This is a genomic window from Patulibacter sp. NPDC049589, from assembly GCF_040675535.1.
Classification (GTDB): Bacteria; Actinomycetota; Thermoleophilia; order Solirubrobacterales; family Solirubrobacteraceae; genus Patulibacter.
The window spans coordinates 20452-37087 of the sequence record NZ_JBFAPC010000005.1 but is presented as its reverse complement, the minus strand read 5'-3'; the positions used below and the strand labels follow the sequence as shown (position 1 = coordinate 37087).

The following is a 16636-nucleotide window of genomic DNA, read 5'->3' as shown; positions in this document are numbered from 1 at the left end:
GGGCAGCTCAGGGGATGGGGTCGTCACGGGGTGGGTGCTGAGAGGGTGACCAGGACGGTCGCCGGCTTGCTGGAGCCGGACTTCAGATGCAGCGTCGTGGCCTGGCCGGAACGGATGCCGTCCCACGTCACGAGCCGGAGTCCGAACGCCGGCTCCAGGAGGGCGTACCGGCCGCCGACCTTGGCGCGCAGCCCGGAGCGGCCGTCGAAGGACGTCACGCTCAGGCCGGAGCCGGGCTCGGTCGACGTCGAGACGACGCGCACGGTCGAGCCGGTCTGCGTGAGGTCGAGCGACAGGGTGCTGAGCACCGAGCCGCCGACCTGCGCGCCGCCGCCGTCCGGGGCGTCCGCGGCCGACGATCCGGCGGCGAGGACCGCCGTCGCACCCAGCGCCGCGAGGCCCGTCAGGAGCGTGCGCATCAGCGCACCGCCTCGGCCGCGGAGCGCTTCGTGGCGGGGCGCTTCTTCGCCGGCTGCGTCTTCGCGCGGTGCTTCGCGGGCCGCGCGACGGCGATCCGGATGCGGACGCGGGCCCGGGTGCCGTCGCCGGACGTGTAGCGGAACAGGACGACGCGGGAGCTCGGGTAGGCCAGGGCGGCGGACAGCGAGCCCTTGGACCGCGTCGTGACCCCGTGCTTGCGGACGGTCCGCTTGCCGACGATGCTGAACAGGGCGACCCGCAGGCCGGCCGGCGCGCGCACGCGCCGGGTGCCGACCGCGCAGGTCAGGGTCCCGGTGTAGCGGTAGTGCACGTTGCGGCGCACGACCGGGGCGCCGCCCTTGGTCGTCCGCAGCGGCTTCGTCCTCAGGAACACGGAGAGCCGCGGGGCCGCGCAGGCCGGCCGGCGACCGGGAGGCGGGGTCCCGGCGCCGCCGGTGCCGCCGCTGCCGGCGGGCCCGAGCGCCGATCCGTCCGGCGGGGACGTCGACCCGCCCGGGGCGTCGGGCGTCCCGCCGCTGCTGAGCGTGAGCTGCGCCGAGGTCTGCTGGCTGCGCGGCGTGTTGTCGATCTGCAACGCCTGGTCGACGAGGGTCGCGCCGTTGCCGGCCGCGTCGGTCACCGTCACCTGGAGCCGGTGCGGGCCGTCCGCGAACGCCGTCGTGGGGACCGGCAGCGTGAGGTCCGCGACCTCCGCCGGGCAGCCGCCGAGCGGCGGGGCGATCGCGGGGGCCGCCGGCGGGAGGACCTGGCACCCGGCCCCGCCGAGGGCGGTCGACGCGACGACGGTGCCGTCGATGGTCGCCTCCACGCGGGCGAGACCGACGCCCGCGTCCGTGGCCCGGACCGTCAGCGGCAAGGTGCCGGAGGCCGGGCTGACGACGCCGCCCACGGCGCCGCGAGGCGCCTCGGTGTCGGCCACCGCGGCGGACGCGGAGGAGGCCGTCCCGCCGAGCGCGAGCCCGGCGAGCAGCGGGACCGCGCCCTGCAGGCAGCGGCGCCGGAGCGGCGCGCGGTCGACCCGGATCATGCGACCGCTCCGTCGGCGGCGGGCCGCGGCGCGGTGGCGCGACGGTGTCGGCGGAGCACCGCGACGACGGCGCCCGCCACGACGACCACCACGAGCAGCAGGGTCCACGGGACGGCGACGGCGTGCGCCGTCGCGGTCGTGGCGGCCAGCGGGGCGACCGAGCCGGCCACGTCGGCGAGGAGCGGGACGAGCCTGACGGTCGCGCTCTGCCGGAACGCGGGGGCCACGTCGTGCAGCGACGCCGAGACCTGCCAGGTGCCGCCCGGGAGGAGCGGCGGGGAGTCGGCGATCGGCGCGGCGCGGCGCGACCAGCTGCCGAAGGGCCCGGACGCCGAGACGGACTGGCGGGCCGAGAGGATCGTGTTCCCCGTGTTGCGGATCCTGTACGTCACGCGCGCGTCGCCCGCCCCGACGGGGTTCGCCGTCCCGGAGTAGTGCGTCTTCAGGGCCTCGACCGCGAGGCTCGGCTTCAGCGCTCCCGAGACGCGCAGGCGGATCGGCAGCCCGGGGCCTCGCGGGGCAGCGGCCCCGCCGGCCGGGGCGGAGCCCGCGAGCGTGGCGACGATCCCGCCCACGTGGTCGCCGGCCGACGCGTCCTTCGGCGGCGAGACCGTGAACGGCACCGTGACGGCCCCGTCGGGCGGGACCGACACCTCGTCGCGCTCGAACCGCACCCAGGTGGAGACGTCCTTCGACCGCGGGCCACGGGGAACGAGGGCGAGGCGGCCGGCGCGGCTGGTCGTGGCGTCGGCGGTGCCGATCGCGAGGCGCAGCGCGGTGGTGCCCTGGTTGGTGATCTCGACGGCATCGTCGAGTCGTCCGCCGGGGCTCAGCGTGTAGGCGTAGTCCGTGCGGCCGGCGCCGAACCCGTTGGCGGCGGCCTTCACCGTCCAGCGGACGCCGTCGTCCGCGGCGAACGCCGGGCGGGCGGCCGCGCCGCTCAACACCACCGCACAGAGCATCACGACCGCCAGCACGCTGGAGCGTGGTCGCGGCGCGGGCGCCGGGCGAAGGGTGGTCGGGTGCAACGTCATCGTCATCAGGGGTGCTCTCTCCTCGGTCCCCGGCCCGGTGGTGGGCGCCGCGAAGCGCCCACCACCGGTGTCCTGCGGTGCCGTGTTCGCGGCGGCTAGGGCGTGTTCGTCGACAGGGTGAACACCAGGGTCTTGCTGTAGGACCCGGTCCGCAGCGGGTCGGTCGCGCCGATGTGCTGCTGGAACTGCACCGTGACCGGGTCGTTGCTGACCGGCGCGGAGTAGTTCAGGAGCGGCGTCGGCGACGCCGAGCCGAGGACGGTCGCGAACGCGCCGCCCGCTCCGCCCGGGCTGCTGGCCTTGACCTGCAGCGGCGCCAGGCTGTAGGTGCCGTTGACCAGGCGGCCCGTGGCGGTGGTGCTCGGGTCACCGACCGACAGGGTGCCGTCGCCGGCCGACGAGACGACGTTCGCCGTCATCGACGCGGCGTAGTCCGCGGCGACGCCGGGCGCGAAGGGGCTGAACGTCGGCGCCTGGTCGAGCTTCAGCGACAGCGTGGCCGGCACCGACCCGTTGACCGGGGCGGCGTTGCGGTAGATGACCGTCTTGTCGACGACGGAGCCGACCGGCTGGGCCGGGCCGGCGCCGCTGTCGGGACCGCACCACGGGACCTTCTTGAGCTCCACGGCGGCGTTCGGCGCGGCGCACGTGCCGCTGCGGACCTGCTGCACGGTGAGCGAGTCGTCCTTCACCGACACCTTCACGTAGGTGCGGACGTGCTCCTGGTTCTCGACCGAGTTCGCGTAGTGACGCTTGCCCGTCGGGTCCAGCGGGTCCGGCCCGTACTCGCCGGCGACCGGCGTGGTCAGGTCGTAGTACTTCGAGCCCGACGCGGAGTTGGCCGTGACGTAGATGACGCCACCGGGACCCTCGGAGACCTCGGCGGCGCCGGGCTGCTCGTTCGGGTTGGCCTTCTGGCCGTTCTTGATCGCGTAGCTGCGCGAGTAGCTGTGGTCGTGGCCCTGCAGGACGAGGTCGACGCCCAGGTTCGAGAAGGCCGTCGGGAAGTCCTGGCGGCGCTGCTTGTTGTCGCCGTCGTTGGCGTGGTCGGCCGGCGAGTAGATCGAGTGGTGGTAGACGAGGACGGTGTGCTTCGCCTCGGCCTTGTGGGCCTGCACCACGCTCGTGACGTAGTTGATGTGCGCGGCGTCGGCGCCGTTGGCGTACGCGTTGCTGTTCAGGTGGATGAACAGGACGCCCTTGAAGATGTACCAGTAGTCGCCGCCGGACTGGCTGGCCGGGCTGCCCTGGTAGAGGTTCGCGGAGCGGTCGGTGTTCGGCGTCCAGAAGTGCTGCTCGTAGGCCTTGCCGCCGACGTCGTGGTTGCCGATGGTCGGGGCGAACGGGTACTGGCGGAGGCGGTCGGACGCGAAGAACGCGTTCCACTGCGTCTCGGTGTTCGCGGTCTCGACCTGGTCGCCGCCGGACTCGAAGAGCTCGACGTCCGGGTTCGCGGCGGCCGCGACCTCGAGGGTGTCCTGCCAGCCCGCGCCGTCCTTGGCGACGTCGCCGGACGACCCGATCTGCGGGTCGCCGAAGAACAGGAAGTCGTAGTTGCCGGAGAACTTGTGCGTCTTGAACGTGTACGTCGGGGACCAGGACCCGTCGGTGCCGACCCGGTAGGAGTACTGGGTGTCCTCCTGGAGGCTGTCGAGCGTCGCGTGCCCGTTGAACCCGCCGTTGACGGCGTTGGCCGTGAGCGTCGCCGCGTAGGACGTCGGGTTCGCCGGGAACTCGCCGGCGACCAGCTGGCTGGTCGGCACGACCTGCACCGACTGCGCCGCGTTGTCCGACGCGTACCACGACACGACGCGCTGCGACGCGTTGGCGCCGACGCCGAGCACGATCGCCGACGTCGTGGTGGACCCCGCCGCCTGCGCACCGGTGATCGACCCGATGCCGATCGCCCCGGTCGCGGCCAGCGCCACCAGCGTGGCGCCCGCGGCGGCGCGACGGCCCCGGCGCGTCGCGCGACGTGGTGGCGTTCCCGAAACCCTGTTGCCTGAAGACATGTGCTTCCTCGCCTGTTCTTGGACCTCGATGACGAGACGGCAGTCTGCTTCGCGACCCCCTGCCAAGATGTCGTTCACTCGTGAACTACCGGTGACCATTCGGCGCAGCGGCGCGCCACATGAGCGGCGAGCCGCCGGTGAGGACGGCCGCCCCGGGCGTTGCGACGAGCTCGCGGGACCCGCCGCTCAGTCGATGCGGAGGACCACGCCGGTGACGCCCTCGAGCACCGCAGCCACCCCGGCGCGGACCGCCCGTCCGGCGCGCTCGGGGGTGAACGACGCCGGGTCGTAGGCCGACGGGAGCCCCAGACCCTCGCCGCGGAACGACGCGCCGGTCCAGTCCGCGGCGGTGACGTTCCCGGTCGGCTCGGCCACCTCGGCGCCGACGACGAGGAACTGCTGGTCGAGGTGGTTGGCGGTCACGAGCGCGAGCGGGTCGACGAGGTGATTGCCGGCGCTGATGATCAGGTCGGGCTTCAGGGCGAGGGCGTCGCCGATGCGCTCGAGGACCTCGACGGGCTTGGCCACCGTGACGGTCTTCAGGCTCGCGTCCACCTCGTCTGCCCACTGCGTCACGGCGTCGGCGACCGTGCGGGTGGGCGCGTCGTCGCCGAAGCGCAGGAGCACCACGCGGTAGCCCTTCTCCGGGCGGACCCGGTCCCATGATCCGGGGCGCGGCGTGATCGTCGACTCCGGCGCGGGCGTGCCGTCGGCCGCGACGAACCCGGCCCCGAGGGCGCCGACGGCGGTCGGCTTCGCGTGCGGCTTCGACCAGTCGTCCGCCGAGCCGCCACAGCCGCAGAGCAGGGCGGCGGTGAGGACCAGCGCGCCGCCGCGGCGGGCCAGGTGCGAGGGGCGACGTTGAGGACGGCGGTGCGTTCTGGGCATGTCGGCGGGCATCTTCCCGGTCGTCGCCACCCGCGTCGATCACCGCCGCGAGGTTTCACATCGCGGTCACCAGCCGTGAACCCCCGGACGCCAGGATGGCCGAGGCCCGAGGACGGCGCCGCCCCTCCCATGCGACCACGTTCACTCGGCACCGCTCTGCTCGTCGCCATCGTGGCGTGCGCGAGCCTCTTCGTCTCGACCGCCCCCGCCGGCGCCCACGGGTTCAGCTCGGTGGTCTACGCCGACATGACCGCCCCGGAGAAGGGCCACGTCCGCGTCGAGCTGGCGCTGGAGTACGACCTGCTCGTCGTCTCCGCCGCCGACGTCCAGCGCGACGACCGGCTCTTCCGCCAGGGAACGGCCGCGTTCGACTCCGGCGATGCCGGGCCCCAGGCCGCGGCGATCGACGCCCACGCCCGCACCGTCCTCGCCTACGTCGCCCGGCACCAGACGCTCACCGTGAAGGACGGCAGCGCCTGCACGCCGACGCAGGACGGCCGCACCAGGATCGAGCAGCGCGACGGCGCGCCGTACGCCGTGCTCGACCTGGACTACCGCTGCCCCGAGAGCGGCGGGGCGCACGAGCTCCGCAGCGAGCTGTTCCCGGACTCCGAGGGCTACGTCCGCGGCACGAAGACGATCGTGGGCTACGACCTCGACCTGCGGTCGGGGAGCGCCGGCCTCGACGCCGAGCACCCGTCGTTCTCCACCCGGGAGTCGCTGCTGTCGCAGTACGGGTCGTTCTACCGCCTCGGCGCCGAGCACCTCTACACCGGCATCGACCACATCCTGTTCCTGCTGGCGCTGATCGTCGGCTCGCGGCGGCTCCGCGAGATCGTCCTCACGGCGACGGCCTTCACCGTCGCCCACTCGGTGACGTTCATCCTCGCCGCGCTCGGCCTCGTCCACGTGCCGGCCGGCATCGTCGAGCCGATCATCGCGCTCTCGATCGCGGTCGTGGCGGCCCTCCACCTCAGACGGATATGGGAGCTGCGCGCCCACCCGGGCGACGTCGCCGACGTCAGCGCAGGACCCCTCGGACTCGACCGCGCGGGCTGGATCCGCCTCGGCGTGGTCTTCTGCTTCGGGCTGGTCCACGGGCTCGGGTTCGCCTCGGCGCTGGGGATCGACCAGTCCGCGTCGTGGTCCCTGCTGTCGTCGCTGCTCGTCTTCAACCTCGGCATCGAGTCCGTGCAGCTGGCGATCATCCTCCTGACCTTCCCGCTGCTCGCGGTCCTCCGTCACCGCTCGGCCCCGGCCGGCACCTGGACCACCGGGGCGGTCGCCACGAGCGTGTGCGCGGTCGGCATGTTCTGGTTCGCCCAGCGGGCGTTCGGGCTCTGAGGCGGGGAGCGGCCCGCCACGACCGGGCACGACGTCCGGGGTCATCGCCACCACGCGGACCGTCCGCGGGAGCCGGGCCCGGCGCTCGCGGACGGCACCCTCGACGCGCGTCTGCCCCGGCACGCCGCGCCCGTCACCCCGCCCCGCGTCGCGCCCCCGTCGGCCGCGCGACCCCGAGCCGCGCGGCCAGCGCCCACGCGGCCTCGCGTCCGGCGCGGTTGGCCCCGACCGTGGACTGGGACGGGCCGAAGCCGATCAGGTGGACGCGCGGCTCGTCGGCGACCTGGGTGCCCCGCATCGCGATGCCGCCGCGGGCGTTGCGCAGGCCGAGGGGGTCGAGGTGGGCGATGTGCGCCTTGAAGCCCGTGGCCCAGAGGAGCACGTCGACCCGGGTGAAGGAGCCGTCGGGCTCGCGGACGCCGTCGGGCTCGATGGACGCGAACATCGGGCGCCGGTGCAGCACCCCGCGCTCACGGGCGGCCCGCACGTAGGGCGTCTCGATCAGGCCGGTGTAGGAGACGACGCTCCCGGTCGGATTGCCGGCCTCGACGTCGGCGGCCACGCGCTCGATGACCATGCGCCCCTCCACCTCGGCCCGGAACTCGCCGTCGAGGAAGACCGGCTCGCGCCGCGTGTACCAGAGCACCGTCGACTTCCGGGAGACCTCCTCGAGCAGCTGGAGCGCCGAGATCCCGCCGCCGACGATCGCCACCCGCTGCCCCGCGAACGCGTCGGCGTCGACGTAGTCCCGCGTGTGCAGCTGGCGGCCGCGGAAGGACTCCTGCCCCGGGTAGACGGGCAGGACCGGGGTGTTCCAGGTGCCCGTGGCGTTGACGATCGCCCGGGTCCGCCAGCCGCCCGCGGTGGTCTCGACGAGCAGGTCGCCGTCGGGGTCCGCGTCGGCGCGCGTGACCGCGGTGACGGTCACGGGCCGGCGGATCGGCAGGTGCTCCGCGCGCTCGAACGCGGCGAAGTACTCCGGCACCGCCACCCTGCTGGGCGCGTCCGGATCGATCGGCGGCTTCGGGAACCGTGGCAGGTCGAAGATGCCGTTGACCGTGCGCATCGTCAGCGACGCCCAGCGGTGCCGCCACGCGCCGCCCGGCCCGTCCTCGGCGTCGAGCACGACGAAGGACGGGTCCGGTGCCGCGGCCCCTGCAGCGTCGGCGAACCCCCGGCCCCGCAGGTGGTGTCCGGCGGACAGCCCGGCCTGGCCGCCCCCGATCACGACGACGGTCGCGTCCTCGCGAGAGGGATTCCCCGGCGCATCGCTCACCGCACCAGTGTCCCGCGTCGGCCCGACGGCGCCCCGGGTGCCGGGACGTGATGCGGCCCGGGAGCGCACCCGCTCGCCCGGATCCCCGCGACCCCGTGCAAGAGTGGGCGCGTGCGCGTCGCCATCCTCGGAGCCCTGGAGGTCTGGTGCGACGAGCACCCGGTGCCCGGTCCGCCCGCCGGATCGGGCGGTGAGCGCCGGCGTCCGGTCGGCCCGCCGGATCAGGCGGTCAGCGCCGGCGTGCGGTCGGCCCGCGGCTCCGCGGACGCCTCCTCGGCCGGCTCCTCCTCCGGGTGCTCCTCGACGGACCGCGAGTCGGTCAGCGTCCAGGCGCCGTAGCCGGCGACCACGCCGACGACGATCGCGAGGATGCCGTAGGTCACGCGCTCGCCGTGGAAGAACGACTGGACGAGGTCGTGGCTCCAGGCGCCGGCGGGCAGCGCGGTGGTGACCAGGACGGCGATCAGGGTGCCGACGACGGCGGTGCCGACGCTCGTGCCGACCTCCTGGGCGGTGTCGTTCAGGGCGGTGCCCATCGACGTGCGGTTGGCCGGCATCGCGTCGACGAGGGCCACGGCGCAGATGGTCATGATCGTCCGCAGGCCGACCGTCATCACCACCATCGAGATCGCGATGGCGAGGTAGCCGTGGTAGACGCCCCACGACATGCCGCCCAGCGAGACGGCGAGCAGGGCCGCCGCGATCATGCAGGCGACGCGGTGTCCGAAGCGCTTGGCGAGGCCCTCGGAGAGGGGCGACGCGAGGAGCATCGTCACGATCAGCGGCAGGTTCGCGAGGCCGGCCTTCACGGGGCTCCAGCCGTAGGCGTACTGGAAGTGCAGGATGAGGCCGAACATCACGGCGGCCATGGCGATCGAGGTGCCGGCCTGGGCGATGGCGGCGCCGCGGACGGTGCCGTTCGAGAACAGGCCGAGGTCGAGCATCGGCGACGCCGTGGTGCGCTCGTGCCGGACGAACCAGACGGCCGCGCCGACCGCGCCGACGATCGCCGCGAGGGTGCCCGCGCCGAGCCAGCCGTGCTCGACGCCGCTGGTCAGCGAGTAGCAGGCCAGGCCGATCGTGAGGACGCTGAGGACGGCGCCCGGCAGGTCGAGCCGGTCCTTGGTCAGGTCGTCCGGGTGGTCGGCCGCGACGCCCAGCCGGATGCCGACGTACGCGATCATCGCGATCGGCGCGTTGACGACGAGCAGCCACTCCCAGCTGATGTGCGCCAGGGCGGTGCCGCCGAGCAGCGGGCCGAGGACGAAGCCGGACAGGCCGACGGTGATCATCACCGTCATGGCGCGCATCCGCAGCGCCTGGTCGTCGAAGAGCCGGAAGACGAGCGAGTTGGTGATCGGCGCCATCATCGCGGCGGCGATGCCGAGGCCGGCGCGCAGGGCGATCAGCTCGCCCGCGGAGTGGACGGCGACGACGAGGAGGCTCAGCGTGCCGAACACGCCGAGCCCGACCATCAGGACGCGTCGCCGGCCCCAGCGGTCGGCGATCGATCCGGCGGTCAGCAGCAGCCCGCCGAAGGTCAGCGAGTAGGCGCCGGTGACCCACTGCAGGTCGGTGGTGCCGCTGTGCAGGTCGCGGCCGATGGTGGGCAGGGCGATCGACAGCAGCGTGTTGTCGACCATCTCGACGAAGAAGGCGAGGCAGAGGGCGGCGAGGGGGATCCAGGCCGCGCGAAGGGAGGGATATACGCGCGACGACGACGACGTCGGGGGCGTGGTGGCGGTGGTGCTCATGGGGAGGAGCTTGCGGGGAGCCCCTCACAGCGCCCGCACACGGCGCTCACACGCGCTCACACCGGGGGAGCGGCCTCGGTCTGCCGTCCTGCTCGAGCGTGAGCTTCTCGGTGGTCTTCTATCCCCATGCCCCTGAGTGACGGTCGCGGTCAGCACCTAGCGGCCCTTCGGCGGCCGGCGCCTGGCCTTCGGCGTCACCACGAGGCGGCCGGACTTCACCGCGCCCTGGCCGGTGGCGACCGGGTCGGGTCGGGGCTCGTCCGGTCGTAGCCCTCCTCAGGCGCCGGCCGCGAAGGCCGGGATCACGTCGCGGCCGTAGCGCGCGAGCGTCCCGTCCATGTCCGCCGTCATCAGGTAGAGGTTGACCTGGTCGACGCCTACGGCCTGCAGCGCGGCGATCTTCCGCTGGTGGTCCTCGGCCTCGCCGAGGAAGCAGAAGCGGTCGCAGATCTCGTCGCTGATGTACTTGCCGTGGTCGGCGCCCATCCGGCTGTGCTCGGCGTAGTCGTAGGTCTCGATCGCCCGGACGTAGTCGGTCAGGGCGCGCGGGATGCCGCCGCCCTCGCCGTGCCGGGCGATGAGGGTCTTGACGTGGTTGGAGACCATCGCGGGGAACCAGCGGACCTGGTCGCGGGCGACGGCGAGGTCGCGCTCCAGCACGGCGGGCGCGCAGACGATCGGGCGGATCGCGTCGGGGTCGCGGCCCTCGGCGGTCGCGGCGGCGCGCGCCTGCTCGATCAGCCACGTGGTGATCTCCACGTCGGCGAGCTGGATGATCAGCGCGTCGCCGACGCGGCCCGCGACGCCGAGGACGCGGGGCCCGTAGGCGGCGACCGCCATCGGGATCTCCGGCGTGCCCTCCTCGACCCACTCGAGCTGCAGCCGCTTGTCGTTCCAGTCGACCTCGCGGCCGTTCATGAGGCCCTTGATCATCCGCAGGCGGCGCTCGAACTCGTCGACCGGCACGGGCTTCAGCCCCGTCACCCGCCGCGACGAGTCGCCCCGGCCGATGCCGAGGATCATCCGGCCGCCGGAGACCTGCTGGAGCGTCGCGTAGGCGCTGGCCGTGACCGTGGGGTCGCGGATCGCGGGGTTCGTCACGCAGTGGCCGAAGCGCATGACCGAGGTGGCCTGCACGCCCATGGTCAGGAAGACGTAGCCCTCCTGCCAGAGGATGTGCGAGTCGTACGTCCAGCCGTAGGTGAAGCCCGCCTGCTCGGCGGCCTGCACGAGCTCGACGAAGCGCCGGGCGGGAGGGTCGGGGAGCACCGTGATGCCGAAGTCCATGCGTGTTCCTCTGCTCGGGGTGGGGACGTTCAGGCGGCCGTCGAGGACGAGTCGCTCGGTCGGGCGGGGTCCGTCGAGGGCGGATCGGGGTGGCGCGCGCCGTCCGGTGGGGTCAGCCGGCCGGCGGCGGCGAGCGCGATCGCGGTGGCGGCGGTGCGGCCGAACGCGTCGATGGCGATGCGCAGCGCGAACTCCGGGCTGTCCTCGACCGCCGTGTGCGAGATCGGCGGGTCGGACTGCGCGAAGACCATCGCCGTGGGGACGAGGCGGCCGATCTCGGTCGCGTCGTGCAGCGGGCCACTCGGCACGGGCTCGTGGTCGCCGCCGCCCGCGTCGGCGACCGCGGTGCGGGCCGCGGCGACGAGCTCGGGGTGGAACGGCGTCGGCGCGGCGGAGAAGATCCGCTCGGGGCGGACCTCGCAGCCGAACTCCCGGGCCGCGTCCTCGCAGGCGGAGGTCGCGTCGGCGAGCATCGCGGCCAGCGTCTCCGGGTCCAGGTGGCGCTGGTCGAGCAGCAGCTCGCACGACCCGGCGATCGCGGTGACGACGCCCGGGTCGGCGCGCAGCGCGCCGACGGTGCAGACGCCGCCGTGCGCGATGCCGACCTCGCGGATCGCGAGGGTCGCCCGCGCCGCCGCGGCGACCGGGTCGCGCCGGGTGGCCATCGGCGTGGAGCCGGCGTGCGCGGCCTCGCCGGTGAACGTCACGACGTGGCGCTCGTCGCCGACCGTGCCGCTGACGGCCGCGGCCGGCCAGCCGTGCCCGAGCAGGACGGGGCCCTGCTCGATGTGCAGCTCGAGGTAGGCGAGCGCGCCGTCCAGCCGTCCCCGCACGCGCCCGATCTCGTCGGCGTCGACGCCGTGCTCGGCCATCGCGTCGGCCTGCACGGTCCCGTCCGCGTCGCGCAGGGCGCGCAGGTCGTCCGGTCGCAGCGTGCCGGCGCAGGCGGAGGAGCCGATCAGGCTGCGGCCGAAGCGCGCGCCCTCCTCGTCCGCCCAGTCGACGAGCCGGACGCCCACGGGCGGGGCGGCGCCGGACGCGGCGATCGCGCGGAGCGTCTCCAGCGCGGTCATCACGCCCAGGCTGCCGTCGAGCCAGCCGCCGGACGGCACCGCGTCGATGTGCGAGCCGACGATGACGAACCCGGCGCGCTCGCCCGGCAGGTCGGCCCAGAGGTTGCCCGCCTCGTCGCGGTCGACGGTCACGGGCAGCTCGGCGAGTCGCTCGAGCAGGAAGTCCCGCGCGGCGGCCCAGTCGGCCGTCCACGCCAGGCGGCGCGCGCCGGCCGGCCCGCCGGTGCGGGCGGCCAGCTCGCGGAGGTCGGCCAGGACCCGGTCGGGATCCAGGCGCAGCTCGAGCGTGCTCATGCGTCGGCCGATCCGCGGAGGCCGGCGAGGATCCGGTCGGGATCGAGCGGCGGCGCCGGGGTGGTCATGCGCCGCCCGTCGCCCCCGTCGACCGCACGCGCCGCGGCGTCCGTGCGACGTAGCGCCCGTGCCCCGGCTGCGTGCGGATCTCGCCGTCGTCGTAGACGACCGTCCCGCGGCAGAGCGTCGTCCGCACGCTGCCGGTCGCCGTCTCGCCCTCGAAGAGGTCGTAGTCGACGTTCATGAACGACGTCGCGACCCCGTAGTCGCGCGGCGCCGCCGGGTCGAAGATCACGAGGTCGGCGTCCTTGCCCGGCGCGATCGCCCCCTTGGACTCCAGGCCGAAGCGGCGGGCGATCGTGGTGGAACAGCGGTCGACGAGCTCGCTCGGGGTCAGGCGCCCGGTGCGGACGCCCTCGTCCCACATCTTCGCCAGGCGGTGCTGGATCATCGGCAGGCCGTTGGGCACGAGCGCGAAGTCGTCCAGCCCGCGCGCCTTCTGCGCGTCGGTGAACGAGCAGTGGTCCGTGGAGACGCTCTCCAGGACGCCGCGGCGGACCATCGTCCACAGCGGCTCCTGGTTGCGGCGGTCCCGCAGCGGCGGCGAGCAGACGTAGCGACAGCCCTCGATGCCGGGCTTGCGCAGGTCGTCGATCGACGTCGTCAGGTACTGGATGCACGTCTCGCCGACGACGTCCGCGCCACGCGCCTGGGCGGCCTCGATCTCGCGCGCCGCGGCCTCGCAGGTGACATGGACGACGAACAGCGGCGCACCGGTGTGCTCGGCGATCCGGGCGGCGCGGCTCGTCGCCTCGGCCTCGACGAACTCGGGGCGGGTCAGTGCGTGGTGGACGGCGGCGGTCTGCCCCGCCGCGCGCGCCCGGCCGACGTAGAGCTCGACGAGGTCGCCGTTCTCGGCGTGCACCATGGTCAGCGCGCCGAGGTCCCGGGCCCGTTCCATGACGGCGGCGAGATCGTCGTCGCGGGCCATCAGCTCGCCCTTGTAGGCGAGGAACAGCTTGAAGCTCGTGACGCCGGCCTCGACCATCGCGCCCATGTCCCGCAGGACGCCGTCGCTCGCGTTCGTGACGGCCATGTGGAACCCGTAGTCGACGTGCGCGGTCCCGGCGGCCCGGCCCTTCCAGACCTCCAGCCCGGACGCCAGCCCGTCGGGGTCCTGCTGGATCGCGAAGTCGACGACGCAGGTGACGCCGCCGGCCGCCGCCGCGCGGGTGCCGGTGTCGTAGTCGTCGGCCGACATCGTCCCCTGGAACGGGAACGACAGGTGGGTGTGGTTGTCGACGAGGCCCGGCAGGACGAGGCAGCCGGTGGCGTCGATCTCCGTCGCGCCGTCGACCGCGCCGACGTCGCCGACCGCGACGATCCGCTCCCCGCGGACCAGGACGTCCCCCGCGGCCTCGCCGTCGGCGCTGACCACGGTGCCGCCGCGGATGACGGTGGTGCTCATCGCCGGGCCTCCTGCTCGGACGACGCTTCGTGCTCCTGCTGCATCGGGCTCCTCCTGGGTCGTGCGTCGCACGCGAACGTTCGCGTCATGCTCGCCGGTCGAGCGCGTGCGGTGGTTGGACAACGGGCGGGAAGGCCCCGCGTCGGCTGGGCCGCGCGGCACGAGGAGCCGCGGGGCCGGCCGGGGCGCTCAGTCCTCGTCGTCGTCCACGGGCGCCGTCGGCTCGGCGTCGATCGACTTCAGCAGGCCCTCGGCGCCGCGCGAGAAGACCCGGCGGGCCGTGGCCGGGGTGTCGAGGTACGCGGCGCTCATGGCGCCGTCGCGGATCATCACGTAGTGGCGGGCCGCGTTGCCGGGGCGCGGGTGCCCCGCCTCGACGAATCCGCGCCGCGCCAGCTCGTAGTACCACTGCCGGTGCTCGGCGACCACGCGCCGGACCGGGCTCTCGGGATCCTCGAACTCCGACGCCGCGTTCATGACGGCGCAGCCGCGGAAGCCCGGGCGCCCGAGCTCGCCGACGACGTCCTCGCCGATCGCGCGCACGACCTCCCGGCCGTCGACCCCGGCCGTCGAGGCCGGGGCTGTCGGGGCCGGGGCTGTCGGGGCCGGGGCTGTCGACGGCCGCCGGCCTGAGCTTCATCGCGTCCTCGGGCGGCGACGATGCGCACCTGGCCGACCTCGCCGGCTACATGGCGCTCGGCGCGATCCTCTTCCTCGTGTCCCTCCGCGGCGACGGGGCGACGACGCGCTGGTCCGCGGCCCGGACGACGCCGCCCGCCCCGGAACCGCGCGCGGCAGAGGATCCCGGCCGCGCCCCCGGGCCCGGAGGTGCTCCAGATGCCCCGGCGCCGCCCTCAGGCCTGGACGTTCTCCAGGTCCTCGAGCAGGCCCGGGTGCGTCGGCTCCCAGCCCAGCGCCTCGCGGGTGTGGGTGCTCGTCGACGGCTGGTCCATCGCGAAGATCGGGCCGAACGGGCCGAAGGCCTCCTCCGGCACCCGCTCGACCGGCAGGCCGAGCCGCCGGCCGATGACGGCCGCGATGTCACGGACGGCGTCGCCCTCGTCGGCCACCGCGTGCCAGGCCGTCCCGGCCGGCGCGGACTCGAGCACCAGGCGGAAGAGGACCGCCGCGTCCCGCGCGTGGACCGCCGGCCAGCGCTGCGTGCCGTCGCCGGGGTAGCCGGCCACGCCCGTCCGGCGCGCCGACTGGGCCAGCAGGCCGGCGAACCCGCCGTCGCCGTCCTCGTGGACCGTGCGCGGCAGGCGGACGGCGGTGGCGCGCACGCCGCGCGGCCCCAGCGCCAGGTGCGCCGTGACGGCCCGGCCCCGACCGCCGACCGGACCGTCCGTCGGGATCGGATCGGCCTCGGTCGACGCGCGACCCGGGACCCACGGCGTCCCCGACACGACGACCATCGGCCGGTCGCTGCCGGCGAGCTCCTCCCCCAGCGCGGCGTTGGCGGCCGTCTCCTCGGTGATGGACGCGGCGAGCGCCTCCGGGCTCGAGTAGTCGCGGCCGAACGCCAGCGAGATCACGCCGTCGGACTGCGCCGCCCCGGCCCGCAGGACGTCGAGATCCGCGAGCCCGCCCCGCAGGGCCGTGGCGCCGGCGGCCTCGACGGCCCGGGCCGACTCCTCCGACCGGGCGAGCGCGAGGACGGTGTGGCCGCCCGCGAGCAGCTCGGCGACGACGGGGGTGCCGATGGTGCCGGTACCGCCGGTGACGAAGACGTGCATGTGATGCTCCTGCGAAGTCATGGGACCCTTGTCCCATCACCGTAGCACCCGACGGGACACAAGTCCCATCACCATGGGACCAGTGTCCCGTCACCTATGCTGGGCGGATGGCGCGATGGCAACCGGGGGCACGCGAGCGACTCGTCCTCGCGGCCGTCGACCTCTTCACCGAGCAGGGCTACGACGCCACGACGGTGGCGCAGATCGCCGAGCGCGCCGGGGTCACGAAGAGCACGTTCTTCCGCCACTTCCCGGACAAGCGGGAGCTGTTGGTCGCCGGACAGGACGCGCTGAGCCGGCTGCTCGCGGACGGGATCACCGAGGCACCGGCGGACGCGACGCCCCTGCAGGCCGTCGCCGCGGGCCTGGAGCGCGCGTCGAGCACCATGGGCCCGATGAACCGCGAGCTCGGCCCGCGCCTGAAGGCCGCCGTCGCCGCCAGCGCCGAGCTCCAGGAGCGCGACGCGCTGAAGAGCGTCGGCCTCGCCGCCGCGATGACCGACGCCCTGGTCGCCCGCGGCGTCCCCGACCCGGTCGCGCACCTCGCCGCCGAGCTCGGCGTCCTCGCGTTCAAGCGCGGCTACGCCGAGTGGTCCGAAGGCGACGACGCCGACGACGACCTCGCGCCGCACGCCCTGGCCGCGCTCGAGGACCTGCGGGCGGCGACGGCGTCGCTGGGGTGAGCGGGAGACCCCGGCGAACCGGGCCGTCGAGCCGGGCGGCACGACGCCGCACGCACGAACGGAGCCTGCAGCATGGACGTCTTCATCGTCGGGATCGCGGGTGGCATCGGCGGGCTGCTGGCGCGGGAGCTGACCTCCAGCGGCGACGCCGTCCGAGGCCTCGTGCGCCGGGACGAGCAGCGGGCGGAGCTCGCGGGGCAGGGCGTCGACGCGGTGGTCGGCAGATCCTGGAGCTCAACCAGGGGGCGACGCCGATCCGGGACGCCGTCGCGGCGAACGTCCGGCGCGGGTAGCGCGCCGCCTCCGCGACCGCGCGACG

Annotated in this window: 14 protein-coding genes; 2 read left to right on the top strand and 12 right to left on the bottom strand. The window is 74.7% G+C overall.

The window, feature by feature from the left end:
• Positions 1-23 precede the first annotated feature (23 nt).
• The 5 genes from AB0L40_RS01780 to AB0L40_RS01760 all read right to left on the bottom strand — a co-directional run bounded on the left by AB0L40_RS01780 (position 24) and on the right by AB0L40_RS01760 (position 5402).
• Positions 24-419, bottom strand: coding sequence for a hypothetical protein (locus AB0L40_RS01780; protein ID WP_364348247.1), 396 nt, complete (start codon positions 417-419; stop codon positions 24-26).
• Positions 419-1468: a hypothetical protein gene (locus tag AB0L40_RS01775; RefSeq protein ID WP_364348244.1), complete on the bottom strand. Its 1050-nt coding sequence runs from the start codon at positions 1466-1468 to the stop codon at positions 419-421. Before AB0L40_RS01775 ends, AB0L40_RS01780 begins: the two co-directional genes overlap by 1 nt.
• A complete protein-coding gene (locus AB0L40_RS01770; protein WP_364348241.1) occupies positions 1465-2508 on the bottom strand; it encodes a DUF916 domain-containing protein in 1044 nt (347 codons plus the stop codon). The genes AB0L40_RS01775 and AB0L40_RS01770 overlap by 4 nt, the downstream gene beginning before the upstream one ends.
• A gap of 89 nt (positions 2509-2597) precedes the next feature.
• Complete coding sequence (locus AB0L40_RS01765; RefSeq protein WP_364348238.1) at positions 2598-4514, bottom strand: metallophosphoesterase family protein; 1917 nt, start codon at positions 4512-4514, stop codon at positions 2598-2600.
• Positions 4515-4700: 186 nt separating this feature from the next.
• Positions 4701-5402, bottom strand: a complete 702-nt coding sequence (locus AB0L40_RS01760; RefSeq protein WP_364348235.1) for a hypothetical protein — start codon at positions 5400-5402, stop codon at positions 4701-4703.
• A 129-nt stretch (positions 5403-5531) separates the two neighbouring features.
• Here AB0L40_RS01760 and AB0L40_RS01755 point away from each other — a divergent pair, with 129 nt between their 5' ends.
• Positions 5532-6746: a HupE/UreJ family protein gene (locus AB0L40_RS01755; protein ID WP_364348233.1), complete on the top strand. Its 1215-nt coding sequence runs from the start codon at positions 5532-5534 to the stop codon at positions 6744-6746.
• 133 nt (positions 6747-6879) lie between these two features.
• On the opposite strand, the gene AB0L40_RS01750 is transcribed toward AB0L40_RS01755, so the two are convergent.
• From AB0L40_RS01750 to AB0L40_RS01720, 7 genes are all read right to left on the bottom strand, one after another.
• A complete protein-coding gene (locus AB0L40_RS01750) occupies positions 6880-8022 on the bottom strand; it encodes an NAD(P)-binding domain-containing protein (protein ID WP_364348230.1) in 1143 nt (380 codons plus the stop codon).
• A gap of 221 nt (positions 8023-8243) precedes the next feature.
• The gene (locus tag AB0L40_RS01745) at positions 8244-9776 is read right to left on the bottom strand and encodes an MFS transporter (protein WP_364348227.1); all 1533 of its coding nucleotides are present in this window, start codon (positions 9774-9776) and stop codon (positions 8244-8246) included.
• A gap of 276 nt (positions 9777-10052) precedes the next feature.
• Positions 10053-11063 carry a TIGR03842 family LLM class F420-dependent oxidoreductase gene (locus AB0L40_RS01740; protein WP_364348224.1) on the bottom strand — a complete coding sequence of 337 codons (1011 nt, stop codon included), beginning with the start codon at positions 11061-11063 and terminating at the stop codon, positions 10053-10055.
• A 29-nt stretch (positions 11064-11092) separates the two neighbouring features.
• A complete protein-coding gene (locus AB0L40_RS01735) occupies positions 11093-12430 on the bottom strand; it encodes a Zn-dependent hydrolase (protein ID WP_364348221.1) in 1338 nt (445 codons plus the stop codon).
• A gap of 64 nt (positions 12431-12494) precedes the next feature.
• The gene (hydA, locus tag AB0L40_RS01730) at positions 12495-13898 is read right to left on the bottom strand and encodes a dihydropyrimidinase (RefSeq protein WP_364348218.1); all 1404 of its coding nucleotides are present in this window, start codon (positions 13896-13898) and stop codon (positions 12495-12497) included.
• Positions 13899-14087: 189 nt separating this feature from the next.
• A complete protein-coding gene (locus tag AB0L40_RS01725; protein WP_364348215.1) occupies positions 14088-14441 on the bottom strand; it encodes a hypothetical protein in 354 nt (117 codons plus the stop codon).
• A 311-nt stretch (positions 14442-14752) separates the two neighbouring features.
• The gene (locus tag AB0L40_RS01720; RefSeq protein WP_364348358.1) at positions 14753-15634 is read right to left on the bottom strand and encodes an NAD-dependent epimerase/dehydratase family protein; all 882 of its coding nucleotides are present in this window, start codon (positions 15632-15634) and stop codon (positions 14753-14755) included.
• Between the two features lie 107 nt (positions 15635-15741).
• On the opposite strand from AB0L40_RS01720, the gene AB0L40_RS01715 reads away from it, so the two are divergent.
• Positions 15742-16317 carry a helix-turn-helix domain-containing protein gene (locus AB0L40_RS01715; RefSeq protein WP_364348212.1) on the top strand — a complete coding sequence of 192 codons (576 nt, stop codon included), beginning with the start codon at positions 15742-15744 and terminating at the stop codon, positions 16315-16317.
• Positions 16318-16636 lie beyond the last annotated feature (319 nt).